This window comes from Aeromicrobium yanjiei (genome assembly GCF_009649075.1).
Taxonomy (GTDB): domain Bacteria; phylum Actinomycetota; class Actinomycetes; order Propionibacteriales; family Nocardioidaceae; genus Aeromicrobium; species Aeromicrobium yanjiei.
The window spans coordinates 1,105,712-1,130,868 of record NZ_CP045737.1 but is presented as its reverse complement, the minus strand read 5'-3'; the positions used below and the strand labels follow the sequence as shown (position 1 = coordinate 1,130,868).

General features: G+C 70.6%; 22 protein-coding genes. 4 read left to right on the top strand and 18 right to left on the bottom strand.

The genetic code is table 11. The features are described 5' to 3' along the window. The first annotated feature begins 78 nt into the window (after window positions 1–78). A complete protein-coding gene (locus GEV26_RS05685; RefSeq protein WP_153652163.1) occupies window positions 79–1,374 on the top strand; it encodes an HNH endonuclease signature motif containing protein in 1,296 nt (431 codons plus the stop codon). A 49-nt stretch (window positions 1,375–1,423) separates the two neighbouring features. Here GEV26_RS05685 and era read toward each other — a convergent pair whose 3' ends face one another. Genes era through hrcA form a run of 8 tightly spaced genes read right to left on the bottom strand, consistent with a single transcriptional unit; the run spans window position 1,424 to window position 8,068 of the window. Then, window positions 1,424–2,371 (bottom strand): GTPase Era, encoded by a 948-nt coding sequence (gene era / locus GEV26_RS05680; RefSeq protein ID WP_153652162.1) that lies wholly within the window; start codon window positions 2,369–2,371, stop codon window positions 1,424–1,426. Further along, on the bottom strand, window positions 2,368–2,706 hold the full coding sequence (locus tag GEV26_RS05675; protein ID WP_153652161.1) for a cytidine/deoxycytidylate deaminase family protein: 339 nt from the start codon (window positions 2,704–2,706) through the stop codon (window positions 2,368–2,370). The genes era and GEV26_RS05675 overlap by 4 nt, the downstream gene beginning before the upstream one ends. Continuing rightward, a complete protein-coding gene (locus GEV26_RS05670; protein ID WP_153652160.1) occupies window positions 2,690–3,991 on the bottom strand; it encodes a hemolysin family protein in 1,302 nt (433 codons plus the stop codon). Before GEV26_RS05670 ends, GEV26_RS05675 begins: the two co-directional genes overlap by 17 nt. A gap of 10 nt (window positions 3,992–4,001) precedes the next feature. Then, window positions 4,002–4,478 carry an rRNA maturation RNase YbeY gene (gene ybeY / locus GEV26_RS05665; RefSeq protein WP_153652159.1) on the bottom strand — a complete coding sequence of 159 codons (477 nt, stop codon included), beginning with the start codon at window positions 4,476–4,478 and terminating at the stop codon, window positions 4,002–4,004. Continuing rightward, on the bottom strand, window positions 4,456–5,496 hold the full coding sequence (locus tag GEV26_RS05660) for a PhoH family protein (protein ID WP_153652158.1): 1,041 nt from the start codon (window positions 5,494–5,496) through the stop codon (window positions 4,456–4,458). Before GEV26_RS05660 ends, ybeY begins: the two co-directional genes overlap by 23 nt. 43 nt (window positions 5,497–5,539) lie before the next feature. Then, the gene (locus tag GEV26_RS05655; RefSeq protein WP_153652157.1) at window positions 5,540–5,890 is read right to left on the bottom strand and encodes a histidine triad nucleotide-binding protein; all 351 of its coding nucleotides are present in this window, start codon (window positions 5,888–5,890) and stop codon (window positions 5,540–5,542) included. Next, window positions 5,887–7,035 (bottom strand): molecular chaperone DnaJ, encoded by a 1,149-nt coding sequence (gene dnaJ / locus GEV26_RS05650; RefSeq protein ID WP_153652156.1) that lies wholly within the window; start codon window positions 7,033–7,035, stop codon window positions 5,887–5,889. The genes GEV26_RS05655 and dnaJ overlap by 4 nt, the downstream gene beginning before the upstream one ends. A 16-nt stretch (window positions 7,036–7,051) precedes the next feature. Continuing rightward, a complete protein-coding gene (gene hrcA, locus GEV26_RS05645) occupies window positions 7,052–8,068 on the bottom strand; it encodes a heat-inducible transcriptional repressor HrcA (RefSeq protein WP_153652155.1) in 1,017 nt (338 codons plus the stop codon). A 61-nt stretch (window positions 8,069–8,129) separates the two neighbouring features. Between hrcA and GEV26_RS05640 the strand changes: the two genes are divergently transcribed. Then, window positions 8,130–8,576, top strand: a complete 447-nt coding sequence (locus GEV26_RS05640; protein ID WP_153652154.1) for a hypothetical protein — start codon at window positions 8,130–8,132, stop codon at window positions 8,574–8,576. Further along, entirely contained in the window at window positions 8,569–9,402 is an 834-nt protein-coding gene (locus GEV26_RS05635) for a DUF3097 domain-containing protein (protein ID WP_153652153.1), read from the top strand. The genes GEV26_RS05640 and GEV26_RS05635 overlap by 8 nt, the downstream gene beginning before the upstream one ends. 132 nt (window positions 9,403–9,534) lie before the next feature. Here GEV26_RS05635 and hemW read toward each other — a convergent pair whose 3' ends face one another. From hemW to lepA, 4 genes are all read right to left on the bottom strand, one after another. Continuing rightward, on the bottom strand, window positions 9,535–10,725 hold the full coding sequence (gene hemW / locus GEV26_RS05630; protein WP_153652152.1) for a radical SAM family heme chaperone HemW: 1,191 nt from the start codon (window positions 10,723–10,725) through the stop codon (window positions 9,535–9,537). Window positions 10,726–10,728: 3 nt separating this feature from the next. Then, on the bottom strand, window positions 10,729–12,564 hold the full coding sequence (locus tag GEV26_RS05625) for an AMP-dependent synthetase/ligase (RefSeq protein WP_153652151.1): 1,836 nt from the start codon (window positions 12,562–12,564) through the stop codon (window positions 10,729–10,731). Window positions 12,565–12,632: 68 nt separating this feature from the next. Continuing rightward, complete coding sequence (locus GEV26_RS05620) at window positions 12,633–13,268, bottom strand: MOSC domain-containing protein (RefSeq protein WP_153652150.1); 636 nt, start codon at window positions 13,266–13,268, stop codon at window positions 12,633–12,635. 98 nt (window positions 13,269–13,366) lie between these two features. After that, the gene (lepA, locus tag GEV26_RS05615) at window positions 13,367–15,223 is read right to left on the bottom strand and encodes a translation elongation factor 4 (protein WP_153652149.1); all 1,857 of its coding nucleotides are present in this window, start codon (window positions 15,221–15,223) and stop codon (window positions 13,367–13,369) included. 180 nt (window positions 15,224–15,403) lie between these two features. On the opposite strand from lepA, the gene rpsT reads away from it, so the two are divergent. Beyond that, a complete protein-coding gene (gene rpsT / locus GEV26_RS05610; RefSeq protein WP_153652148.1) occupies window positions 15,404–15,664 on the top strand; it encodes a 30S ribosomal protein S20 in 261 nt (86 codons plus the stop codon). Window positions 15,665–15,726: 62 nt separating this feature from the next. On the opposite strand, the gene GEV26_RS05605 is transcribed toward rpsT, so the two are convergent. The 6 genes from GEV26_RS05605 to GEV26_RS05580 are packed head-to-tail and all read right to left on the bottom strand — an operon-like array spanning window position 15,727 to window position 25,063. Next, on the bottom strand, window positions 15,727–16,863 hold the full coding sequence (locus GEV26_RS05605; protein WP_153652147.1) for a heparan-alpha-glucosaminide N-acetyltransferase domain-containing protein: 1,137 nt from the start codon (window positions 16,861–16,863) through the stop codon (window positions 15,727–15,729). 2 nt (window positions 16,864–16,865) lie between these two features. Beyond that, the gene (gene holA / locus GEV26_RS05600) at window positions 16,866–17,837 is read right to left on the bottom strand and encodes a DNA polymerase III subunit delta (RefSeq protein ID WP_153652146.1); all 972 of its coding nucleotides are present in this window, start codon (window positions 17,835–17,837) and stop codon (window positions 16,866–16,868) included. Window positions 17,838–17,886: 49 nt separating this feature from the next. After that, window positions 17,887–20,868, bottom strand: a complete 2,982-nt coding sequence (locus tag GEV26_RS05595; protein ID WP_153652145.1) for an AAA family ATPase — start codon at window positions 20,866–20,868, stop codon at window positions 17,887–17,889. Continuing rightward, complete coding sequence (locus tag GEV26_RS05590) at window positions 20,865–22,034, bottom strand: exonuclease SbcCD subunit D (protein ID WP_153652144.1); 1,170 nt, start codon at window positions 22,032–22,034, stop codon at window positions 20,865–20,867. Before GEV26_RS05590 ends, GEV26_RS05595 begins: the two co-directional genes overlap by 4 nt. Window positions 22,035–22,076: 42 nt before the next feature. Then, window positions 22,077–24,290, bottom strand: coding sequence for a ComEC/Rec2 family competence protein (locus GEV26_RS05585; RefSeq protein ID WP_153652143.1), 2,214 nt, complete (start codon window positions 24,288–24,290; stop codon window positions 22,077–22,079). Next, the gene (locus GEV26_RS05580; protein ID WP_153652142.1) at window positions 24,287–25,063 is read right to left on the bottom strand and encodes a helix-hairpin-helix domain-containing protein; all 777 of its coding nucleotides are present in this window, start codon (window positions 25,061–25,063) and stop codon (window positions 24,287–24,289) included. The genes GEV26_RS05585 and GEV26_RS05580 overlap by 4 nt, the downstream gene beginning before the upstream one ends. Window positions 25,064–25,157 lie beyond the last annotated feature (94 nt).

Below are 25,157 nucleotides of genomic sequence, written 5' to 3'. Positions count from 1 at the left end.
TCTTTGCGCGAGCCCTTGTGCTCGAGCCGCGGAGCGCGATAGGATCGAACATACGTTCTAGTCCTCCGGAGTCCGCCCATGATCGTCGAGCAGCTGTCATCGTTGACCGACGACATGGCTGCGCTCGAGCCGTGGACGTTGACCGGTTCGGAGGTCAAGCAGGTCGCGCTGGCGCTCGTGAGGGCGCGGACCTCGATGGATGCCGCCCTGTCGAGACTGGCCGGTTGCGCCGAGGGCATGGGACTGGCCAAGGAGGAGGGCGCGACCTCGACGACGACCTGGTTGGCGAGCACCACGGGGATCAGCAAGGGCGAGGCCGCCAAGCTCGTCGGTCTGGCACGGGTCACAGGCACCCACACCGAGGCGACCCGGGCGGCATGGGCCGCAGGTGGGCTGTCGACCGACCAGGCGGGCGTGATCATGAAGGCGATCGGCGCGCTGCCCGAGTGGTGCGGTGACGAGGAGCGCAGCAACGCCGAGGCGCACCTGATCCGTCTCGCCGCCGACTACTCACTCGACGACCTGAGGCGTCTGGCCAACCGCGTGCTCGAGGTCATCGACCCCGACGGCGCGGACGAGCATCTCGGGGAGCAGCTGCGCCAGCAGGAGCAAAAGGCCTGGGACGCCACGAAGCTGTCGATGCGCCGGCGCGGCGACGGCACCACGCACGGAGCGTTCACGATCCCGGATGCGGACGCCGACACGTTGCGCGCCGCGATCGAGGGCATCATCGCGCCACGCCGGACCGCGGAGAACGCCGTGCACCACGGCCTGGGAGCCGATGACTGGCTGGCGCTGCCACGCGACCAGAAGATGGGCCACGCGTTCACCGAGCTGGTCGAGCACCTGCCGACCGGCGCTCTCCCCCAGGCCGGTGGGCTCGCCGCGACGGTGGCCGTCACGATCGATGTCGACGACCTGCGCACCGGGCAGGGCACCGCGACCAACACGTCAGGCACGACCACCTCGGCCGCCAAGGCCCAGCGGCTGGCCTGCAACGCCCATCTCGTCGCGCTGTACCTGGAGAACGGCACCCGCGTCATCGACCACGGCATGACCAAGCGGTTGTACGACCGGCACCAGCGCCTTGCGCTGGCCGTGCGTGACAAGGGCTGCGTGTTTCCCGGTTGCGATCGGCCGCCGGCCTGGTGCGAGGCGCACCACCTGAGCTTCTGGTCCGAGGGCGGGCCGACCGACCTGACCAACGCAGCACTGCTGTGCCACTTCCACCACTTCCTGGTCCACGAAGGCGAGTGGGCCGCCCGGATGGGCGAGGACGGCATCCCCGAGATCATCCCGCCGCCCCGGATCGACCCCGAGCAGCGTCCTCGACGCCACGCCAGATTCACCCAGCAGCAACCCCGCGCCGCGTAGGGTGGTGCGGGGGCGAGGCCGCAGCGTAGGCGCCCGAGGGGCGCAGCAGCTAGAAGCCGAGCTTGCGGAGCTGCTTGGGGTCGCGCTGCCAGTCCTTGGCAACCTTGACGTGCAGGTCGAGGAACACGGGCGTGCCGAGGATCTTCTCGATCTGGGAGCGCGAGTCGCTGCCGATCTGGCGCAGCCGCGAGCCCTGCTTGCCGATGATGATGCCCTTCTGGCTGTCCCGCTCGACGTAGACGTTGACCCGGACGTCGACGAGCGGCTTGTCCTTCGGACGGTCGGTGCGGGCCACCATCTCCTCGACCACGACGGCGATCGAGTGGGGCAGCTCGTCGCGGACGCCCTCGAGCGCGGCCTCGCGGATGATCTCCGCGATGAGCGTCTCCTCGGGCTCGTCGGTCAGCTGACCCTCGGGATAGAGAGCCGGGCCCTCGGGCAGCGTGCCGATCAGCAGATCGGCCAGCAGGTCGACCTGGTCGTCGGCCACGGCCGAGACCGGGATGATCTCCTGCCACTGCAGGCCTGCGTCCGCACCGGCCTGTTGGATCGAGAGCAGGTGGTCACGCAGGCGGTCGGGCTTGACCAGGTCGATCTTGGTCGCGATCGCGAAGATCGGCTTGGGCCGACGCTTGCCCTGGTTGATCTGGGCCAGCTCCTTGATGAGGAACTTGTCGCCCTCACCGACGGACTCGTTGGCCGGCAGGCACATGCCGATCGTGTCGACCTCCGACCAGGTCGAGCGCACGAGGGCGTTGAGCCGCTCGCCGAGCAGCGTGTGCGGCTTGTGCAGGCCCGGGGTGTCGATGAGGATCAGCTGGGCGTCGTCACGGTTGACCAGCCCGCGGATCGCATGCCGCGTCGTCTGTGGCTTGGAGGACGTGATCGCGATCTTGCCACCGACCAGCGCATTGGTCAGCGTCGACTTGCCCGCGTTGGGACGACCGACGAAGCAGGCGAATCCCGAGCGGTGCACGCGGCCCGTCTCGGCGCTCATGTGGTCCTCACCCGCACGACCTGACCCGACGGGTCCGCCAGGTAGACGTGGATGCCGTGCCCCGAGACGTCCCGGACGGCCGTGCCGCTGACCAGGGGCTCGGGCATCATCTCCCCCACCAGCGCACCGGCCTCGATGCCGGTCGCGCCGGACGAGACGGCCATCGCGACCGCGAGGTCGAGGGCGTCGATCCGGATCGAGGGCAGGACGACGGTCGACGCGACGTACGTGCGCCCGTCCTGGTCGCGGACGGCGGCGCCGTGCTCCGCGTTGGTGCGGGCGCGGGAGGTGCGCGCGAGCGTCACCAGCTTTGCGTCCTCAGGACTGATATCCATGGTCGGAGCCTTTCAGGTCTTCTGGCGGAGGTGCGATGCGGCTGACGAGGACGTGACCGATGCGGTTGCGTCGCCCGGACGGCCCCTCGGCCTCGAAACGTAGTCCCTCGACCTCGACGACACTGCCCCGGATCGGCACCTTGCCCAGGTGCTTGGCCATCAGACCGCCGACCGAGTCGACGTCCTCGTCCTCGATCGGGATGTCGAAGAGGTCCTCGAGATCGTCGACCTCGAACCGCGAGCTGACCCGCCACGAGCCGTCGGAGAGCTGCTCCTTGGCCTCGGGCTCGTTGTCGTACTCGTCGGTGATCTCGCCGACGATCTCCTCGAGGATGTCCTCGATCGTGATCATGCCCGAGGTGCCGCCGAACTCGTCCACGACGATCGCCACGTGCGTGTGCTGGGCCTGCATCTCCTTGAGGAGGTCACCTGCCGGCTTGGTGTCGGGGACGAACAGGCACGGTCGTGCGATGGACTCGACCCGCTCGGTCGTCTCGGCGACGTGGTTGTCGAACACGCGCTTGGTCAGGTCCTTGAGATAGGCCATCCCGACGACGTCGTCGAGGTTCTCGTCGATCACCGGCATGCGGGAGTACCCGCTGCGCAGCGCCAGCGACATCGCCTGGCGCAGGGTCTTGTGCTTCTCGACGAACACCAGGTCGGTACGGGGCACCATGACCTCGCGGACGATGGTGTCGCCGAGCTCGAAGACCGACTGCAGCATCTTGCCCTCGTCGGTCTCGATCAGCGAGCTCGCGGCCGCGAGGTCGACGAGCTCACGGACCTCGACCTCGGAGGCGAACGGTCCCTCGCTGAAGCCCTTGCCCGGCGTGACCGCGTTGCCGAGCCGGATCAGCAGCTTCGGGACCGGACCCAGCAGCCGGGTGACGCCGATGACCGGCATGGCCGACGCGAGCGCGATGGCTTCGGCGTGCTGGCGTCCGAGCGTGCGCGGGCCGACACCGATGAGGACGAAGCTCACGACGGACATGATCGCGACCGCGACGGCCGCGCGCGTCCACAGGCCGTCGAGCTCGTCAGCCACCACCAGGGCGACCAGCACGATGCTCGCGGTCTCGGCGATGACCCGCAGGAGCAGGACCGAGTTGAGATAGGGGGCGGGGTCCGCAAGGATGCGCGAGAGCCGGGAGGCGCCGGAGCGTCCCTCGTCCTCGAGCTCCTCGGCCCGGGCCTTGGAGAATGCGGAGATCGCCGCGTCGACGCTCGCGAGCATGCCCGCCGCGACGGCGAGGAGCACGGACAGCACCACGGGAAGCCAGTTCATGGAGCTGCCCTCACTGCTGCTCGGGGTCGATGCCCTCGGCGGCCTGTTGCCACTCGAGGAGCAGTCGTCCCTGGATGCCGAACATCTCCTGGTGCTCCGCCGGCTCGGCGTGGTCGTAGCCGAGGAGGTGCAGGATGCCGTGCACCGTCAGCAGCTCGATCTCGTCCTGCGTCGAGTGGCCGGCGGCGGGTGCCTGCTGCTCCGCGACCTGCGGGCACAGGGCGATGTCGCCGAGATATCCCTCGGGACTCTCCGCGGCGTCGGTGCCGGGCGTGAGCTCGTCCATGGGGAACGACAGCACGTCGGTGGGACCCTTCTTGCCCATCCACTGCTCGTTGAGCACTGTGATGGTGTCGGGGTCCACGAGGCGTACGGTCAGCTCGGTCGCAGGGTGCAGCCTCATGCGCCGCATCGTGAAGCGGCAGAGTCGGGTCAGACCGACGACGTCGACGTCGGTCCCGGACTCATTGAGAACGTCGACGTTCACGGGAGTCAGCACCTGCCTCGCGGGCCAGCAGTGACTGGGAAGCCTGCTCTTCGAACTCACCGTAGGCCGCGACGATGTGGCCGACGAGCTTGTGGCGCACGACGTCCGCGGACGACAGGTTGGCGAAGTGGATGTCGCGGACGTCGTCGAGGATCTCCTGGACCACCCGCAGGCCGCTCTTGTTGCCCGACGGCAGGTCGACCTGCGTGACGTCGCCGGTGACGACCATCTTGGAGCCGAAGCCCAGTCGGGTGAGGAACATCTTCATCTGCTCGGGCGTCGTGTTCTGTGCCTCGTCCAGGATGATGAACGCGTCGTTGAGCGTGCGGCCGCGCATGTAGGCCAGCGGAGCGACCTCGATGACGCCGGAGGCGAGCAGCTTGGGCACGGTCTCGGGGTCGAGCATGTCGTGCAGCGCGTCGTAGAGCGGGCGCAGGTAGGGATCGATCTTCTCGCTCAGCGACCCCGGCAGGAAGCCCAGTCGCTCGCCGGCCTCGACCGCGGGCCGGGTCAAGATGATGCGGTTGACCTCCTTGGCCTGCAGCGCCTGCACGGCCTTGGCCATCGCGAGGTACGTCTTGCCGGTGCCGGCGGGGCCGATGCCGAAGACGATCGTGTGCTTGTCGATCGCGTCGACGTAGCGCTTCTGGTTGACCGTCTTGGGCCGGATCGTCCGTCCGCGGTTGGACAAGATGTTGAGGCTCAGCACCTCGGCCGGCTTCTCGCGGGTCTCGGTGCGCAGCATCGAGACGCTGCGCTCGACCGTCTCGCGCGTGAGGTTCTGGCCGGTGCGCAGGATCGTGACGAGCTCGTCGAGCAGCCGCTCCACGAGAGCTGCCTCCGACGGCGCACCGGTCACCGTGATGGTGTTGCCGCGCGCGTGGATGCGCGCCTTGAACGAGTCCTCGATCAGGCGCAGGAACTCGTCGGCAGGGCCGAGCAGGGCGACGGCCGCGACGCTCGACGGGATCGTGAACGTGTGGGTGGGCAGCGGTGCGGGGACGGTGTCATCAGTCATGTGGTCTCAATCGTACGCATCCGGTGTGACAGCGCGCGAATTGTCAGCCCGGAGGCCAGGTGAGACTGCGACCGGCAAGCACGTGGCCGTGCACGTGGAACACCGTCTGGTGCGCATCGGGACCGGTGTTGAAGACCAGCCGGTAGGAGTCGTGCCCGTCGGCCTGGGCCACGCGGCGCGTCTCCTTGAGCAGCTCGACCGCAGCCTCGGGCGCCGCGTCGACGAGGCTCGCGATGTCGGGCTGATGCACCCGCGGGATCACCAGCACGTGCGTGGGCGCCTGCGGATCGACGTCACGGAAGGCGACAGTGTGCTCGGTCTCCGAGACGATCTCGGCCGGGATGTCGCCCGCGACGATCTTGCAGAACAGGCAGTTCGGGTCAGTGTCGCTCACTTGAATGCATCCTTGATCTTGCCGAACACACCCTTGTGGTTCGTGGCCATGAGCGTCTCGGGACGCTCCTCGTCGCGCAGCTGCGCGAGCTCCTCCAGCAGGGCACGCTGCTGGTCGTCGATGCGGGTCGGCGTCTCGACGACGACCTGCACCTTGAGGTCCCCGCGACCGGCGCCGCGAAGGCGCGGCACGCCCTGGCCCTTGATCGTGAGGGTGTCGCCGGACTGCGTGCCCGGCGCGACCTCGAGGCGTACGGTCCGCGTGTCCTCGTCGGAGTCCGGCACGTCGGCCTCGAGGGTCGGCAGGTCGATCTGCGTGCCGAGCGCCGCAGCCGTCATCGGCAGGGTGACCTGGCAGAACAGCTGATCGCCCTTGCGCTGGAACATCGGGTGCCGGGCCACGTTGATCTCGAGGTAGAGGTCGCCGGCGGGCCCGCCTCCGGGCCCGACCTCGCCCTCACCGCTGAGCTGGATCCGCGTGCCCTGGTCGACGCCCGCGGGGATCGTCACCGAGATCGAGCGACGCGAGCGCACGCGGCCCTCGCCGTTGCACTCGGGGCACGGGTCGGGGATGACCGTGCCGAAGCCGTGGCACGTGGGGCACGGGCGCGACGTACGGATGTCGCCGAGCAGCGAGCGCTGCACGTGCTGGACGTCGCCGTGGCCGTGGCAGGTGCGGCAGGTCTCGGGCTGCGAGCCGTTGGCGGCTCCGCTGCCCTCGCACGTCGTGCAGGTCACGGCCGTGTCGACCTTGATCTCGTGGGTCACGCCGAACGCCGCCTCCGCGAGGTCGACGTTGAGCCGCAGCAGGGCGTCCTGGCCGCGCTGCTGGCGCGGGCGCGGGCCGCGCTGGGCGTTCTGCCCGAAGAAGGCGTCCATGATGTCGTCGAAGTTGAACCCCTGGCCGCCGCCGAAGCCGCCACCGCCGCTGCTCATGGGATCGCCGCCACGGTCGAAGACCGCCCGCTTCTGCGGATCGGACAGCACCTCGTACGCGAGCGTCACCTCCTTGAACTTCTCGGAGGCGTCGGGCGCGTCGTTGACGTCGGGGTGGTACTGCCGCGCCAGCTTGCGGTAGGCCTTCTTCAGCTGCTCGGCCGTGGCGTCGCGGTCGACGCCGAGTGTTGCGTAGTAGTCCTGTGCCATGAGTCCTCGAGGGGTGTCAGTTGTCCGCCAGCGTGCGGCCGACGTAGCGGGCGACGGCGCCGACAGCTGCCATCGTTGCGGGATAGTCCATGCGGGTGGGGCCGACCGTGCCCAGGGTCGCGAGTGCGAGGTCGTCCGAACCGTACGCCGAGGAGACGACCGTCGTGCTCATGAGGCTCTCGTGGCCGGTCTCGCTGCCGATGCGGACCGAGAGTCCGCTCGTGGCCTCGCCGAGCAGCTTGAGCAGGACGACCTGCTCCTCGATCGCCTCGAGCACGGGCTTGATCGAGGTGTCGAAGTCGCTGCCGAAGCGGGCCAGGTTGGCCGTGCCGCCGACCGCGATGCGCTCGTCGCTGCGCTCATTGGTGAACGTGTGCGACAGCGTCGTGACGATCGAGGTGACGATCGGTCGGTCGTTGGCGCCGAAGGTCTCGATCATGTCGGCCAGCCGGAGCGAGGCCTCGGGCAGGCGTTCGCCGATCGTCGCGCGGGCGATGCGCGAGCGCATGTCGGACATCAGGTCGTCGCTGGGCGTCTCGACGAGCTCGACGATGCGCTGCTCGACCCGGCCGCTGCTGGTGATCACGACGAGGAGGACACGGGAGCCCTCCAGCGACACGAGCTCGATGTGGCGGACCGTCGAGCGGGTCAGCGACGGGTACTGCACGATCGCGACCTGGTTGGTCAGCTGCGCGAGCACCTTGACGCTGCGCTGCACGACGTCGTCGACGTCGACCGCTCCGCTCAGGAACGTCTCGATGGCGCGGCGCTCGGCCGGCGACAGCGCCTTGACCGTCGCGAGCCGGTCGACGAACATCCGGTAGCCCTTGTCCGTCGGGATGCGACCTGCGCTCGTGTGGGGCTGGGTGAGGTAGCCCTCCTCCTCGAGCGCTGCCATGTCGTTGCGTACCGTGGCGGGCGAGACGCCCAGCTGGTGCCGCTCGAGCAGCGAGCGGGAGCCCACGGGCTCCTGGGTCGCGACGTAGTCCTCGACGATGGCCCGGAGGACGTCGAGCCGGCGATCGTCAGTCATCACACATCCCTCTCCCGCGAGCCTGTTGGCACTCTCAGTGGTCAAGTGCCAGTCTAGCGAGGTGAGCAGCATCTCCGAGAACAGCGACGGTCACATCGTCGTCGAGGGCGACGAGAGATCGCTCACGATCGGCCCCTACGAGGTGGTGCTCGACGACGGGACGACGATCGCCCACGAGTCGCGCGGCGGCTCGCTGGCGTCCGTGTGGGCCACCCAGCTCGATCGCATCAGCGTCGAGGTCATGCACCTCGGCGACGGGCCCGAGGGCGGTGAGCTCGTCACGAGCCTCGCCGCGGTGAGCGAAGATGGTGCCGTGCTCGCGTCCTACGTCCTGGTCGGCGCCCTGTGGACCGACGAGGTCCCCGGCACCGTCCCGCCGAGCTGGCCCGTGGCGGTCGACCTGGCGCTCGGTCTCGTCGGCGACGGCACCGTGCTGCTGGCGCCCGACATCGCCAAGGACGATCTCGAGACCCTCCACCAACGACTCCTGGGAGCCCTGCATGGTTGACCGGTACGGCAGCGACGTCCTCTCCGGTGACTGGAAGAAGCCTCCCCGCGGACGTTCCGAGGAGGTCGTGATCGAGCGCGGCATGGTCATCGAGGACGCCACGACCGGCTTCTGCGGCGAGGTCATGGTCGTGGAGAAGGACCTCGGGATGATGATCCTCGAGGACCGCCGACTGGTCCGCCGCTCGTTCCCGCTCGGCCCGGGCTATCTGCTGGAGGGCAAGCCGATCATCGCCCGGCCCCCGTCGGCCGCGACCAAGGCCACCGCCACGCGTACGGCGTCGGGATCGCGCGCGGTGCGTGGCGCACGGGCGCGGGTCGCGCTGCCGAGCCGCATCTACGTCGAGGGCCGCCACGACGCCGAGCTGGTCGAGAAGGTCTGGGGCGACGACCTGCGCATCGAGGGCGTCGCGGTGGAGTACCTCGGCGGCATCGACGACCTCGTCGGGATCGTGGACGAGTTCGCCCCGACCGCCGAGCGCCGCCTCGGCGTGCTGGTCGATCACCTCGTGCCGGGGTCCAAGGAGACCCGACTGGCCGAGCAGGTCTCCGGCCGGCCGCACGTGCTGGTGGTCGGGCACCCCTACATCGACGTCTGGCAGTCGGTGAAGCCTGCCCGCCTCGGCATCGAGTCCTGGCCCACGATCCCCCGGGGCCAGGACTGGAAGTACGGCATCTGCCGCGAGCTCGGCTGGCCCCACAGCGACCAGACCGACATCGCCCGTGCGTGGAAGCACATCCTCAGCCGGGTCGACTCCTATGCCGATCTCGAGCCGGAGTTCCTCGGCCGCGTCGAGGAGCTCATCGACTTCGTCACCGTCCCCTGACCCCACCCCCCCCATTCGCTGAGGCGCGCCTCCCGTCCGCCGACGCGCGCCTCCCGTCCACCGACGCGGGACCGGGGGCTCCCCTCAGCGGACCGGCGGCTCCCCTCAGCGGACCGGGGGCGCGCCTCGGCGTCAGTCGACGAGCTCGCGGACCACGGCGTCGGCCAGCAGGCGGCCCGTGCGGGTCAGGACGAGCCGGTCCCCCTCGAGCGTCGCGAGATCGCGGGCCACGAGCTCGGGGACGGACGCACGCGCGGCCTCGCTGAGGGTGTCGAGCCCGAGCCCGCTGCGCAACCGGGTCTCGAGCATGATCTGCTCGACGTGCGCGGTCTCGGCGTCGATCGTCTCGCCGTCGTGCCGCGGTGACTCCCCCGCGACCAGCCGCTGCGCGTACGCCGCGGGGTGCTTGACGTTCCACCAGCGCTCGCCCGCGACGTGCGAGTGCGCGCCCGGTCCGATGCCGAGCCAGTCGTCGCTGCGCCAGTAGAGCACGTTGTGGCGGCACTGGGCGGACCCGTCGCGCGCCCAGTTGGACAGCTCGTACCAGCCGAGACCGGCGGCCGACAGCATCTCGTCCGCCAGGACGTACTTGTCAGCCGTCTCGTCGTCGTCGGGCATCACGACCTCGCCCCGACGGACCTTGCGCGCGAATGCGGTCCCCTCCTCGACGATCAGGGCGTACGCGCTCACGTGGTCGGGCCCGAGCGCGATGGCCTGCTCCAGGCTCCTGCGCCAGTCGTCGAACGACTCCCCCGGCGTCCCGTAGATCAGGTCGACGCTGACCTGCTCGAACCCGGCCTCACGCGCCCAGCGGACCGCCTGGGGGACGTTCGCGGGGTCGTGGGTGCGCTCGAGGGTCGCGAGCACGTGCGGGACGGCCGACTGCACCCCGAACGAGATGCGGGTGAATCCGCCCGCACGCAGGACGGCGAGCGACTCGGGCGTCACGGAGTCCGGATTGGCCTCGGTCGTGACCTCGACGCCCTCGGCCAGGCCGAGTCGCTCGTCGATCGCTTGCAGGATCCGCACGAGATCGGTCGAGGGCAGCTGGGTGGGGGTGCCGCCGCCGAAGAAGACTGTCTCGACCGGGCGACGGCCGAACCGTTCGGCGGCCTGCACGATCTCGCGGATCGCGGTGTCGGCGTACGTGGCCCGCGTCGCCCCTTCGCCCAGCTCGTCCGCGGTGTACGTGTTGAAGTCGCAGTAGCCGCACCGGACCCGGCAGAACGGCACGTGGACGTACACGCCGAACGGACGCGCGGCCCCGGACGTGCCGAGATCCCGCTCCCCGGTGGTGGGGCGCGGGATCTCGGTCGGGTTCACTCCCTAAGCGTAGAAGCCGTCCAGAATCGCCTTGTTGTTGGCTTCGACGACGGTGCGCTTGACCTTCATGCTGGGCGTGATCTCGCCGTTCTCGATCGACAGGTCGTGGTCGAGGATCGCGAACTTCTTGATCGTCTCCCACCGGTTGAGCTTGGAGTTGAGCTCGTCGATCTGCCCCTGGATGACCTCGTGCATCTGCGGGGACGAGACGACCTCGGAGTACGACTTGCCCTCCATGCCGTGGTGGGCGGCCCACTCGGCGACCGCGTCGGGGTCGAGCGTGATGAGCGCGGAGCAGAAGTTGCGGTCGTTGCCGTGCACGATGATCTGGCTCGTGAGGGCGCTGATGCCCTTGAAGATGCCCTCGATGTGCGGCGGCGCGACGTACTTGCCGCCCGACGTCTTGAACAGCTCCTTCTTGCGGCCCGTGATGAACAGGAAGCCGTCCTCGTCGATACGGCCCTCGTCGCCCGTGTGCAGCCAGCCGTCCTCGGTGAGCGACGAGACGCTCTCGCCGTCGAGGTTGTGGTAGCCGCGCATGACGTGCGGGCCCTTGATCAGCACCTCGCCATCCGAGGCGATCTTGGCCTCGCTGCCGGGGAACGCACGACCGACCGAGCCGAGCTTGAAGTTGTCGGGCTGGTTGACGAACGCGCCCGCGGACGTCTCGGTGAGGCCGTAGCCCTCGAGGATCAGGACGCCTGCGGCGTGGAACCACTCCGCGATGTCGGGCGAGAGAGCCGCGGCGCCGGAGATGAAGAAGCGCACCCGGCCGCCGAAGCGATCACGCACCTTGGAGAACACCAGCTTGTCGGCGAGGCCGAACTTCGCCTTGAGCACCGGCGAGACGGGCTTGCCCGAGCGGATCGCCCGCGAGTACTCGAGCCCGACCTTCTCGGCCCACTTGAAGATCTTGAGCTTGGCGCCGCCGTCGGCCTCGGTCATGCCGACGATGCGGCCGTACGCCTTCTCGAAGATGCGGGGAGCGGCGCCCATGAAGGTCGGCTTGACGACCGCCAGGTTGTCCACGATGCGCGGGACGCGGCCGTCGATCGCGGTGGGGAACCCGATCGCGAGCTGCGTCGTCAGCAGCACCTTGCCGAACGAGTGGGCCATCGGCAGCCACAGGAACTGCAGATCGTCCTGGGACAGGATGTCGGCGGCGACCATGACATAGCCCTCGTAGACCCAGCCGTCGTGCGACAGCCGGACGCCCTTGGGCCGGCCCGTGGTGCCCGAGGTGTAGATCAGCGTCGCGAGCGAGTCGCCGGTGATGGCTGCGACCCGGTCCTCCACGACCGTGGGGTGCTCGACGAGGTACTTCTCGCCGAGGGCCTCCAGGTCGTCGAAACCGATGACCCAGTCGCCGTCGGTGGTGCCGTCGAACACGACGACCTTGACGATCGAGGGCAGCTCGGAGTGCTTCTGGCGCAACTTGGCGACCTGCTCGTCGTCCTCGGCGAACACGATGCGGCTGTCGGAGTCGGCCAGGATGTACGCGACGTCGTCGGCCATCGTCGTGGGGTAGACCGTGGTGGTCGCGGCGCCGGCGGCGTTGATCGCCAGATCGGACAGGATCCACTCCACACGCGTGTTGGACGCGATCGCGACCCGCTCCTCGGGCTGGATGCCGAGCGCGACCAGTCCCGCGGCGAGACGGCTCACCCGGTCCCCCGTCTGCGACCAGGTGAGCGACTGCCAGACCTCGTCGGCGTCGGGGTAACGGTATGCCTCGCGGGAGCCGCTGTTCTTGACGCGGTCGAAGAACATGGCCGACACACTCGTGGGCCGGTTCTCGATCACTGCGAGCTGTTCGGGCGTGACGACTTGAGCGGGCATGTGGTGATCCTTCGCACGGACGTACTGGGGGAATGTGGTGCCGATCACCCTAACCTACTGACAGGTCACTACGAGGGGTCGTTGCGATGTTCACCCAACCTGCGAGCCACGAACTCGGCGGCCCGTGGCTCGGCCGCCAGCCGCGGCATCAACGCGCGTTCGGTGGTCAGCGCCCGGAACAAGAAGTCGATCGTGACCTCGTGATCGCGCTCCTCCACGACCTCGACGACGTCGCCCGCCGACACCGGCCCTTCCTCGATGACCCGGAAGTACGCGCCGGGTCGCCGGCCCTGCATGAATCTCTTGACCCAGTGGCGCTCGTCGAGGAATCCCTGGAAGACCGAGCACGGGATGCGTACGCCGGAGATCTCCAGCAGCGCTCCCCCGACCCGCCAGCGTTCGCCCGCGCGGGCGTTCGTCAGGTCGATCCCGGTGGTGGTGAGGTTCTCGCCGAACTGACCAGGGACGAGCTCGCGGCCCAGCTCGTCGGACCACGCCTGCAGATCCTCGGCCGCGTACGCGTAGACCGCCTGCACGGCGCCGCCGTGGTTGACCAGGTCGCCGATCTCGTCGCCCTCGACGCCGGACGCTCGCAGCATGACCGGGTGGTCCACCGGACGCTTGTCGATCGCGCTCCACTTGTACTTGCCCCACGGCACGTCCACCGCCGGACCCACGTTGACCGACGAGACGACACCACTCATGGCCGTCACCCTATCCACGGCCAACCCGGCGAGATGTGCGGACTCCTGCACGCTCTGCATGGTCGATTCGGTGCAGGACCCCGCAGATCTGGGTGGGGCTACTTCTTGTCGACGTCGCCGGTCGAGAGCGCGGCGATGAACGCCTCCTGGGGGACCTCGACGCGGCCGACCATTTTCATGCGCTTCTTGCCCTCCTTCTGCTTCTCGAGCAGCTTGCGCTTGCGGCTGATGTCGCCGCCGTAGCACTTGGCGAGCACGTCCTTGCGGATCGCGCGGATGTTCTCTCGGGCGATGACCCGGGCGCCGATCGCCGCCTGGATCGGCACCTCGAACTGCTGGCGCGGGATGAGCTCCTTGAGCTTGCCCGCCAACGAGACGCCGTACGCGTATGCGTTGTCGCGGTGGACGATCGCGCTGAACGCGTCGACGACCTCGCCCTGCAGCAGCACGTCGACCTTGACCAGGTCGGACGCCTGCTCGCCGGTCGGCTCGTAGTCCAGCGACGCATAGCCCTTGGTGCGGCTCTTCAGCGCGTCGAAGAAGTCGAACATGATCTCGCCCATGGGCAGGGTGTACTTGATCTCGACCCGGTCCTCGGACAGGTAGTCCATGCCGATCAGCTGACCGCGCCGCGCCTGGCACAGCTCCATGATCACGCCGATGTAGTCGCTGGGGCTCAGCACCGTCGCGCGGACGACGGGCTCGTACACCTTGTCGATCTTGCCGTCCGACGGGTACTCGGACGGGTTGGTGACGACGATCTCCTTGCCGTCCTCCATCTCGACGCGGTAGACCACGTTGGGCGCGGTCGAGATGAGCTCGAGGTTGAACTCGCGCTCGAGCCGCTCGCGGACGATCTCGAGGTGCAGCAGACCCAGGAAGCCGATGCGGAAGCCGAAGCCGAGGGCACCGGACGACTCAGGCTCGTAGACCAGCGCAGCGTCGTTGAGCTGCAGCTTCTCCAGCGCGTCGCGCAGCGTCGGGTAGTCGTCGCCGTCGAGCGGGTAGAGGCCGGAGTAGACCATCGGGTTGGGGGTCTTGTAGCCGCCGAGGGGCTCGGTGGCACCACGGATGCTGGACGTGACGGTGTCGCCGACGCGCGACTGCCGCACCTCCTTCACGCCGGTGATGAGGTAGCCCACCTCGCCGACGCCGAGGTCCGGGGCCTTCACCGGCTCGGGCGAGATGACCCCGACCTCGAGCATCTCGTGCACCGCCCCGGTCGACATCATCTTGATCTTGTCGCGGTGGGACAGCTTGCCGTCGACCACACGGACGTACGTGACGACGCCGCGGTAGGTGTCGTAGACCGAGTCGAAGATCAGCGCGCGCGGCGGCCCGTCGGGATCACCCTGCGGCGGCGGGATCTCGTCGACGATGAGGTTGAGCAGCTCCTCGACGCCCTGGCCGGTCTTGGCCGAGACCCGCAGCACGTCGTCGGGGTTGCCGCCGATGATGCCGGCGATCTCCTCGGCGTACTTCTCCGGCTGCGCGCCGGGCAGGTCGATCTTGTTGAGCACGGGGATGATGTCGAGATCGGCGTCGATCGCGAGATAGAGGTTGGCCAGCGTCTGGGCCTCGATGCCCTGCGCGGCGTCGACCAACAGGATCGCGCCCTCGCACGCCTCGAGGCTGCGGCTGACCTCGTACGTGAAGTCGACGTGGCCGGGCGTGTCGATCATGTTGAGCACGTAGACCGTGCCCGCGTCGTCGCCGCTGCTCTTGGTGAACGGCATGCGGACGGCCTGGCTCTTGATCGTGATGCCGCGCTCACGCTCGATGTCCATGCGGTCGAGGTACTGCGCCTTCATGTCGCGGCCGTCGACCACGCCGGTGTGCTGCAGCATGCGATCGGCCAACGTCGACTTGCCGTGGTCGATGTGCGCAATGATGCAGAAGTTGCGCAGGATCCTCGGGTCGGTGGCCCCGGGCTGGGGTACGGGGCTGGTGCTCATGATGTGCCCATTCTCCCATCACCTCGGCCCTGCGCGTACCACCGGCTTCGGCCGCAGCCCGGTGGCGGCCACCGATTTGAGGCTGCGGGCGGACGGCTGGTAGAGTTGGCGGTCGCGTGCCCCCGGTACGTCCACTACTTTTCATCACCGAGTTCCATTCGAGAGAAACAGGTTTGCCCCGTGGCGAATATCAAGTCGCAGATCAAGCGCAACCGGCAGAACGAGCTGGCTCGCGAGCGCAACAAGTCCGTGCGCTCCGCGCTGAAGACGGCCGTGCGCCGCTTCGAGGAGGCCATCACGGCCGGCAACACCGACGATGCCAAGAAGCTCGCCGGCGAGGCCACTCGCAAGCTCGACAAGGCTGCCTCCAAGAAGGTCATCCACAAGAACCAGGCAGCCAACCGCAAGTCGGCCATCGCCAAGAAGGCCGCATCGCTCTGACCTGAGCCTGCTGACCGTCTCACGGTCTCGAATGACGTCCCGGACCTCGTCCGGGACGTTTTTCATTGCCGCGTGGTGCCTCGGACGGACGCCACGCGGATGAGCCACTCGAGCGGTCCCCTGCCGATCCAGCGCTGCCACGCGACCGCGGCCAGGCACAGCACCACGACCTGCAGCAGCCAGTCGTCGTAGCCGCCCTCGCGCGGGCCGAGGGTGTCGTCACGGGTCGAGGCGAGACGCCAGAACCACAGCACGTGCACGGTGTAGAGACTCAGCGTCATCATGCCTGCTGCGCGCAGCGGCGTCAGCACGACCCGTGCCCACGGCACGCGGACTGCAAGGGCGCACAGGCCGATGACCAGCAGCGCCGATCCGGTCGCGCTGAGGAGGTTGAGTGGTGTCGAGGTGTGCTCACCGACCTGGAGCAGGTCGTTCCACTCCGCTTGACGGTGGCGGCCGGCGAACAGCGAGCGCCAGCCGAGGCCGAGCGGGTCGTCGAGGGCACCTGCCCGCACGAGGAACCAGCCGGCGGCCAAGGTCGCTGCCGTCAGCGCCGCCCCGACGACAACCAGTCGCCACGCGACCGCGGCACGGCGCAGGTCGAGGCGCCCGACCAGCAGGCCCACCAGGACGTACGAGAACCAGGCCAGCGCGGGATAGGCGCCGAAGACCGTCAGCTCCCGCAGCAGCGACAGCGGGTGCTGCAGGTCGGAGGCCTCGGCCTGGCCCGCATCGACCGGGGCGTGCAGCACCTCGGCCCCCACGACGAGGAACCCCGAGAGCAGCGTCCAGGACACGGCCACCGCCGCGAGCCACGGTGTCGGCAGGCGCCGAAAGGGCAGCGCCGCCACGATCAGCAGGCCGTAGAACGCCAGGATGATCAGCACCGGCATGTCCTCGACGGCTCCGAGCGAGAGCCCGAGCGCGACCAGCAAGATGCCCCGGACGACCGTGGCCCGCACCGATCCGACCCCGTCGGGATCGCGGCGCTGCACCAGCGTCAACGAGACGCCTGCCAGCAGTGCGAACAACGGCGCGGCCCGGCCCCCGGCGATCATCTGGCCGAGCGGCGGGTCCGTCCCGGACCAGACCGGTCCGAGATGCGCAAGCATCATGCCGATCAGCGCCACCCCGCGGGCGACGTCGACCGCCTCGACCCGCGACGGGGCCAGCACCCGGGGCTCCGTCGCGACCGCCATCGCTAACGCCTGCGCTGCGCCGCGACCTGCAGGACCATGCGCTCGACCGCGAACGCGGGGTCGGCCGCGCCGCCCTTGACGTCGAGATCGGCCTGCGCGACCGCCGAGATCGCCGCCGCGAGACCTGCCTGGTCCCAGCTGCGCAGCTGCGAGCGCATCGTCCGGATCTTGAACGGCGGGGCCCCGATGTGGGCCGCCAGGTCGTTGTCCCGCATGCCCTCGGGCGCTCCGGCGAGCTTGGCGAGCGATCGCAGCCCGGTGGCGAGGGCGCTGGTGATCAGGACGGGCGCGACCTTGGCCGACTCGGCCCACCGTGCCTGCTCCAGCGCGATGCTGATCTGTCCGTTGATCGTCGCGTCGGCGATCTCGTAGCCGCGCACGTCGGCGCGGCCGCCGAAGTACTGGCGGACGAGGGACGCCGAGATCTCGGCTCCCTTCTCGAGATTGGCCACGAGCTGATCGGCCGCACCGGCCAGAGCTCGCAGGTCCTGGCCGATCGAGGCGACCAGCAGGGTCGCGGCCTCCTGGTCGATGCGGGCGCCGAGATCGCGCACCTCGGTGTAGACCCACGAGGCGAAGTCACGCTCGTACTTGGGCTGCTCGAGCTTGACCTCGGTGACGGCCGGCGACTTGCGGAGCTTGTCGAGCAGCCCCTTGCCCTTCTGGCCCCCGCTGTGCACGAGGATCACGGCGACGTCGGGAGAGGGCTCTGCGACATAGGCCAGCAGCTCCTTCTGGGCGACCTCGGGGAGGTCCTGCAGCTCGGTCAGCACCAACGCGCTGGCGTCGCTGAACAGCGACGGACTGGTCAGTCCGGCCAGCTCGCCGGGCTGCAGGCCCGACGCGGTCGACGTGGCCACCTCGACCTCGGGCTGCTCGGCCGTGACGACCTTGACGGCCTTGGCGCGCGTGCGGTCGGCGAGGAACTCGGCATTGCCGGTGATGAGCAGGATCTTGCCGAATGCCGAGGCCACGGGCTCAGCCTAGTCGCGGGTCACGACATCGCGTGCGGGCACTGCGGCATCACGCGCGGACGGTCAACGTGGACGAGCCGTCGTCCCGGCGGCGCACCTCGATGCGATCGGCGACGCGCAGCTTGAGGTCCTCGACGTGGCTGACGATGCCCACGACGCGTCCGCCGCGCGCGAGGGCGGTGAGCTCGGACATGACGTCTTCGAGCGTCTCGGGGTCGAGCGAGCCGAAGCCCTCGTCGACGAACAGCGTCCCGATCTCGACGCCGCCTGCCTCCCCCGTGACGACGTCGGCGAGCCCGAGCGCCAGGCACAGCGAGGCGTAGAACGTCTCGCCACCCGACAGGGTGCGCGGCTCACGCTCCTGACCTGTCTCGGTGTCGACGACCGCGAGCGCGAGGCCGGTGCGGCGTCCACGAGCGCCCCGCTCCTTCTCGTCGGTCGCGCGCAGCTGATAGCGGCCGTCGGACATCGGGCCGAGGCGCGCATTGGCCGCGACGACGACGTCCTCGAACCGACGCATCAGCACGTAGGTGCCGAGGGTCAGGTGCTTGAGATTGGCCCGGGAGGTGCCGTCGGCGACGTCGGCCATGCGGATGACCGCCTCGGCGTCTGCCGCTGCCACGTCGAGCTGCTCGAGCGCAGCGGTGAGACCGGCCCGCAGGTGGCGGACCTGCGCGGCCCGGTGTCTCGCGGTGCTGGCCTCGTCGGCCGCGACCTGATCTGCCGAGGCAGCCTCGGCGCAGGCCTGACGGGCGCCGTCGAGATCAGGGTCCTCGTCGCCGGTGAGCGCTGCGACGTCGGGCTCCTGCAGACCGTGGGTGACGATCGCGAGCTGCTTGTCGTGGGCCGTGACCACCTGCTCGTGCTCGCGCAGCCGGGCGGGGGGCACGACGGCGGCCATCGCTGCCGCCTCGTCGGGGAACTGCTGCTCGTCGAGCTGGCGCCGCAGCATGGCGCGGGCGCCGGTGAGCTGCTCGTCGGCGCGGCGGCGCTCGCGGGCCGTGCTGGCGTAGCGCTGCACGAGGGCGCGCTCGCGTGTGGCGCGCTGGGCCGCCACCGCGAGCGACGGCGCATCGTCGTCGAGGGCAGCCGCGACCCGCTTGCGGTCGGCAGCCAACGACTCGGCCATCGTGACCCTGCGGTCGGCGAGCTGACCGCGTGCCTTGTCGGTCTCGGCCCGCTGCTTCTCGTCGACCAGCTCGGCGGCGTCGAGCTGCTTGACCTCGGCGTCGATCACGGCGATCTGGCGGACTGCACCCTCGGCGTCGCGCAACGCCTGCTCCGCCACGGTCAGGGCGGCCTCGGCTGCCGCAGCGGTCAGCCCGCCTGCCGCCTCCTGGGCCGCGGCCAGCTCGGCCTCGAGCCGGTCGACGACCGAGGCAGCCTGACGCGCGAGCTGCTCGGCGACCTCGGCTGCGGCCTCGGCTGCGGCGATCGAGTCGTCGTCGGGGTGGTCGTGGGCCTGCTCGGCGGGCCGGGGGTGCTCGACGCCGCCGCACACCGCACACGGCTCGCCCTCGACCAGGGAGACGGCGAGCTCGCCGGCCATGCCCTGCAGCCGTCGCTGGCGCAGATCGCGGTGGAGGTCGACGGCCGCTCGCGCGGCGCCGATGCGTTCATCGCGCAGGGAGTGCGCGGTGGCCACCTCGTCGAGCCGGGCCTCGGCGTTCTTGGCGGCGTCGAGCTCGCGGACGGCCTCGTGGTGGCTCGTCGTGGCCGCCGCCAGCCTGTCGGCCAGCACGACCTGCTCGTCGCGGGCCTGCTGCAGGAGCCCGTAGCGGGCTGGCCGTGCCCTGAGTCTCGCCTCGATCTCGGCGAGCCGGAGATCGGCGTCGGCGATCTGCCCGTCGAGTCGCTCGATCTCGGCGTCGCGCGCCGGGAAGCCTGCTTCGAGGTCGATGAACTGGCGAAGATGGGTCAGCCGCTCGCCCAGGCGGTCGGCGAGCTCGGCGCACTCCTCCTCGGTGAGCTCGTGCGGGGGCGCCAGCTCGGCGGACGCGGCGGCGTGCGCCGCTGCTGCCTCGTCGGCGTCGGTGGCGGCCCGGCGAGCGGCTGCGACGGCCGTGGCGACCACGGCTGCGCGGCGACCCGCCTCGAGCGCTGCCGCCGTCTCGGCGACGCTCTCGGCCTCGTCGTGCAGCGCCTGTCGGCGCGCGAGGAGATCGCTGCGTCGTGCCAGGCAGTCGGCCAGTGTCTCGGCGGCGCGGACCCGGGCGTCGGCGGCCACCCGGGCCGCGGCGGTCCCTGCGGCAGCGGCAGCGGCCACCTCGGCGACCTGCTCGAGCTCGGCGATTGCGGCATCGACCCGCTCGAGATCGACGATGCCGTCGTCGGCGAACGCCGCGGGGTCGTCGCCGGCCGCGCCCGCGAGCACGGCGACCGCGGTGTCGACGGCCTGCCGGGCGTCCTCGGTGCGCGCCTTGGCGTCGCGACGCATCTCGGTCAGCGCACGGGTGATGAGCTCGTAGACGTCGGTGCGGAAGATCGTCTCGAGCAGCTTCTTGCGGTCCTCGCCGGAGGAGCGCAGGAACTTGGCGAACTCGCCCTGGGGCAGCACGACGGTCTGGAGGAACTGGTCCTTGCGCAGTCCGACGAGCTCGGCGATCTCGTGACCGACCTCCTGGGTGCTGGTCGAGATCGTCACGCCTGCGTCAGGTGCGTCGACGTCGGTCAGACGTGTGAGGACGACCTTCTCGTTCTCCTGCGTGAAGCCGTCGCCGCGGCGCTTGGGCCGGCGGTGCGATGCGGTGCGGCGCACGCGATGGATGCCGGACTCGACCTCGAACACCAGGTCGACGTAGGGCTCGACGCCGGGGACGGCGTGGTGCGAGTGCAGCCGCTCCTTGCTCGCGGTCTCACCGGCCAGGCCCCCGTAGAGGGCGAACACGATCGCGTCGATGATCGTGGACTTGCCGGCACCGGTCGGTCCCTCCAGGAGGAACAGTCCTGAGCGGCCCAGGGCCGCGAGATCGATCGTGTGGGGCCCCGCGAACGGACCGATCGCCTGGAGGGTGAGTGAGTAGAGCTTCATCGGTCCGCCTTGACGGCGGCGGCGCGCACGGCGTCATAGGCCTGCTGGATGACCTCGAGCTCGACCTCGGAGGCGGGCGAGGAGGTCACGAACTCGACGAAGTCGGCCGCCACCCGGGTCGGCTGCATCGCCTCGGTCACCACGGGGGCGGCACCGGACCGCTCGCCGGCGATCGGCTCGTGCGTCAGGTGCAGGACGTGCGGGAACCGGGCGCGCACCAGCGCGTGCATGTCGGGCGGATAGGTGGGGTCGGTGACGGTGATCTTGACCCAGTCGTCGAGGTGGGCGTCGGTCTGCGAGGACAGGACGTGGCTCAGCTCGCCGCGGATCTCGGTGAGCCGGCGCGGGACCGGAGCGTCGAGCAGCGTGACCGAAGGCGGGCCGTCCGGCGCGAGCTCGAGCAGCACGGTGGACTTGCGGTGCGAGCGCTCGGAGAACGAGTAGGCCAGCGGGGACCCGGAGTAGCGGGCGACCGTCGCCGAGCCCGGCACCGGAACGACCTGGGGGCCGTGCAGATGGCCGAGGGCGACGTAGTCGACCCCGCCGAACACTCCCGAGGGCACCGACTGGACGCCGCCGACGGACAGGTCGCGCTCGCTGTCGGACGGCTCGCCGCCCACGACGAACGCGTGGGCCATGACGATCGAGCGGACCGCTCCGCGCGTGGCCAGGTCGTCGGTGACCCGCCGCATCGCGGCACTGATCACTCCCTCGTGGCTGCGGGCAGGGCGCTCGCCCGCCTCGTCGAGGAGCACCGCGCGGGCGGTCTCGGGGTCGAGGTAGGGCAGCCCGTAGACCGCGACCTGCACCGCGCCGTCGTCGAGGACGACCGGACGGTCGAGATCGGGCACCGAGGCGAGGATGCGGACGCTGTCGCGCATGAGTTCCGCACCGAAGCCGAGCCGGACCGCCGAGTCGTGGTTGCCCGGGGTGATGATCACGGTGGTCAGCCGGCTCAGCCGGCCGAGGGCGTCCTCGAGCACCCGCACGGTCTCGACCGCAGGGATCGCCCGGTCGTACACGTCGCCGCTGATCAGCACGGCCGCCACCTCGTGCTCCTGCACGAGCTCGACGAGGTGGTCGACGAAGGCGCGCTGGTGCTCGTGCATGTCGGTGCCGTGCAGCGTGCGGCCCAGGTGCCAGTCGGAGGTGTGCAGGATCTTCACCTCTAGAACGGTAGTGCCCGCCACCGACAGGTCCGCCCGCCCTCAGCGTGTCACCACGACGAGTCGTCCGTCACGGACCACGACCGCGATGTCGCCGTCGACGTCGGTGCGCCACCACCGCACGTCCCGCTGCCGAAGCCGCGTCAGCAGCGAGACGGCGGGGTGGCCGTAGTCGTTGTCCGCCCCCGCGCTGATCGTGGCCACGGACGCTCCCACCTCGGTCAGGAACCGGTCGTCCTGGTCGGCGCTGCCGTGGTGCGGCACCTTGAGGACGTCGGCCGTGACGCCGACGCCCGACCGCAGCAACCGTCGTTGGGCCTCCTCCCCCACGTCACCGCCGAGCAGGAGGTGCACGCCACGGACCGTGGCCCGCAGCACGAGGCTGACCGCGTTGGGGTCGTCCCCCTCGGCCGCGTGCGCAGGTGGCCACAGCACCTCCGCGCCGGTCTCGCCGAGCACGAACGACTCGCCTGCACCGGCGACGCGGCGAGCGGCCCCCGGGACCTGCGGCCCGCCCGACGGCCCGACGACCACCTGGTCGACCCGGCGCCCCGCGACCGCACCGCGCCACCCGTCGACGTGATCGGCGTGGCCGTGGGTCAGCACCAGCAGGCGGATCGTCCGGACGCCCAGCGAGGTCAGGCAGCGGTCGACCGGCGCGTCCTCCCCACCGGTGTCGACGACGACCGCCTCCCCCGCGGCGACCGGCAGCACCGTCGCGTCGCCCTGGCCGACGTCGCAGCTCACCATGACCCACCCCGCGGGCGGCCACCCCGTCTGCGGCGGCCGCCAGATGCCGATCACCAGCCCGAGCGCGAGGCCGACGAAGACCGCCGGACGCGACGACAGCCGCACGACCAGCCACGTCGCGACCGGCACCACCAGGAGCAGCACCTGCCACGGGCCGTGCCACTCCAGCGACGCCGCCTCCATCGCCGCGGCGCGGTGCCCGACCGTCAGGATCCAGCTCGCGCAGAGACCGGCAAGCCACCCGCAAGCCTGGCCCAGCGGAGCCCAGGCCACGGCCAGCAGGCCACCGACCAGGCCAGCCACGGTGGCCGGGGCCACCGCAGGACCCGCGAGCAGGTTGGCGAAGACCGCGACGAGCGAGACCTCGCCCGAGAGCGCAGCGATCGCGGGGGTGCACGCGAGCTGCGCGGCGACGGGCACCGCGATCGCCAGGGCACACCACCGCGGCATCCACCGCTCCAGACGACGGGTGAGCAACGGGGCCAGCAGCAGGATCCCGCCCGTCGCGACCGCGGACAGGACGAATCCGGGCGTGCGTGAGAGCCACGGGTCGAGGAACAACAGGCCGATCACCGCCCAGCACAGCGCGCGCACGCCGCCCCGGGAGCCGAAGCCCAGGGCCGCGACCCCGACCGCGCCCATGGCCGCTGCCCGCACGACGCTCGGGTCGGGGCGCGCGAGCAGCACGAACGCGACGATCGACAAGGCGCCGGCCACCCACAGACCCCGCCGCCGCAGACCGGCGGAACGCGCCAGCAGCATGACGACCGCGAGCACGATCGTCAGGTTGGTGCCCGATACGGCCATGAGGTGGGTGAGCCCACTGCGGCGGAAGTCCTCCTCGATCTCGACCGTGATGTGGGTGTCGTCGCCGTCGACCAGGGCAGGCACCAGGGCCCGGGGCTCGTCCGAGAGGTGCGAGACCGCACGGCGTACGCCCTCGCGGACCCGCTCCGACGCCTCCCACCACCACGCCGCCCGGTCGGCCGGACCGCGCCGCAGCACGTCGATCACGGCCGCCTCCTCGGACGCCTCCGACGGGCTCAGCCGGCCGACGACGACCAGCCGCCTGCCGACCACGAGATCGCTCGGACTGCCGTCGACGAAGGCCGTGGCCCGGTCGCGCACCCGGACGGCCTGCGCGGCGGTCACGACCCGGCGCACCCGCACCTCGACCACGACCGCATCGCGTCCCTGGTGGCTGAAGGGCCGGGCGTCCCGGACGACCTCGACGTCCATGGTCGCGAGACGGTGCTCGCGGGCCAGGTCCGTCAGCGGTGAGTGCTCGACCACGGCCAGTCGCCAGGCGCAGGAGGCCGCGACCGCGGCCAGGCAGACGCCGACGAGCGCGACGGCACGCACGGGTGCGAACCGGGCCGCGACCATCGCGAGCGCGATCCCTGCGGCCACCAGCGCGAGCGCGGCGACCGACCCGGCCGTGACGAGCCAGGCGGCGGCACCCCAGGCCACCACCGCGGCCGGGAGCATCCGCAGGTCGTGGGTCACACGACGACGAGGTCGCGCAGCTCGGCCAAGGTCGCCTCCCCGATGCCCTTGACGTCGAGGAGGTCGTCGACCGACGAGAACCGGCCGTTCTCCTCGCGCCACCCGAGGATCGCCTGCGCGGTGACCGGGCCGACGCCGGGCAGGGTGTCGAGCTGCTCGGCGGTCGCGGTGTTGAGGTTGACCTTCGCCCCGGTGGCGCCCGTTCCCCCGGTGCCGGGAGCCACGCCGGCGGCGCCGAGATCGACAGGCTCGAGCCCGACCAGGATCTGCTCGCCGTCGGTGAGCTCGCGAGCGAGGTTGAGGGAGGTGGTGTCGACCTCTCCCCGGACGCCGCCTGCGGCCTCGATCGCCTGGTAGACGCGCGATCCTCGGGGCACGGTCACGATGCCGGGACGACGCACCTTGCCTGCGACGTCGACCACGACCTCGGCGGCCGGCGCCGAGGTCGCGGAGCCCTGCGCGCCGCTCGGGCTCGCCGTCCCCGCGCTGCCGGGCGGGCCGGGCGACGCGGAGGACGAGAACGCGAGCGGCGCCACCGGCCCGCTCGACTCCGGACGTCCTGACAGCAGCCACCACGCCAGCAGCACCGAGGCGGCGACGGCCACGGCAGCCAGCGCGCGCACGTGCGGCACCTCCACCCGCGGCCGGACGCGCGCCGGCTCCTCCTCGGGCGGCGGCAGCTCGGCGTCGAACGACGCTGCCAGCTGGGCGAGGCGACGCCGGGCGATCTCCGCCCTGGTCTCGTCGGGGGCCTCTCGGTGGCTCGGCTTCATTTCACGACCGTAGGCACGACCGGGCGCGTACGTCATCGGCGCGATCACGCCCCTGTGGACGACGCGCGCGGCGCCCGACGACGGTGGAGAACGT

Coding starts and splice junctions, on each gene's coding strand:
- GEV26_RS05605 (WP_153652147.1), bottom strand. CDS start 16,863: ATGGCGGTCGCGACGGAGCCCCGGGTGCTGGCCCCGTCGCGGGTCGAG.
- GEV26_RS05685 (WP_153652163.1), top strand. CDS start 79: ATGATCGTCGAGCAGCTGTCATCGTTGACCGACGACATGGCTGCGCTC.
- era (WP_153652162.1), bottom strand. CDS start 2,371: ATGAGCGCCGAGACGGGCCGCGTGCACCGCTCGGGATTCGCCTGCTTC.
- GEV26_RS05580 (WP_153652142.1), bottom strand. CDS start 25,063: ATGAAGCCGAGCCACCGAGAGGCCCCCGACGAGACCAGGGCGGAGATC.
- lepA (WP_153652149.1), bottom strand. CDS start 15,223: ATGAGCACCAGCCCCGTACCCCAGCCCGGGGCCACCGACCCGAGGATC.
- dnaJ (WP_153652156.1), bottom strand. CDS start 7,035: ATGGCACAGGACTACTACGCAACACTCGGCGTCGACCGCGACGCCACG.
- GEV26_RS05625 (WP_153652151.1), bottom strand. CDS start 12,564: ATGCCCGCTCAAGTCGTCACGCCCGAACAGCTCGCAGTGATCGAGAAC.
- GEV26_RS05620 (WP_153652150.1), bottom strand. CDS start 13,268: ATGAGTGGTGTCGTCTCGTCGGTCAACGTGGGTCCGGCGGTGGACGTG.
- GEV26_RS05635 (WP_153652153.1), top strand. CDS start 8,569: ATGGTTGACCGGTACGGCAGCGACGTCCTCTCCGGTGACTGGAAGAAG.
- GEV26_RS05595 (WP_153652145.1), bottom strand. CDS start 20,868: ATGAAGCTCTACTCACTCACCCTCCAGGCGATCGGTCCGTTCGCGGGG.
- GEV26_RS05675 (WP_153652161.1), bottom strand. CDS start 2,706: ATGGATATCAGTCCTGAGGACGCAAAGCTGGTGACGCTCGCGCGCACC.
- GEV26_RS05660 (WP_153652158.1), bottom strand. CDS start 5,496: ATGACTGATGACACCGTCCCCGCACCGCTGCCCACCCACACGTTCACG.
- GEV26_RS05670 (WP_153652160.1), bottom strand. CDS start 3,991: ATGAACTGGCTTCCCGTGGTGCTGTCCGTGCTCCTCGCCGTCGCGGCG.
- hrcA (WP_153652155.1), bottom strand. CDS start 8,068: ATGACTGACGATCGCCGGCTCGACGTCCTCCGGGCCATCGTCGAGGAC.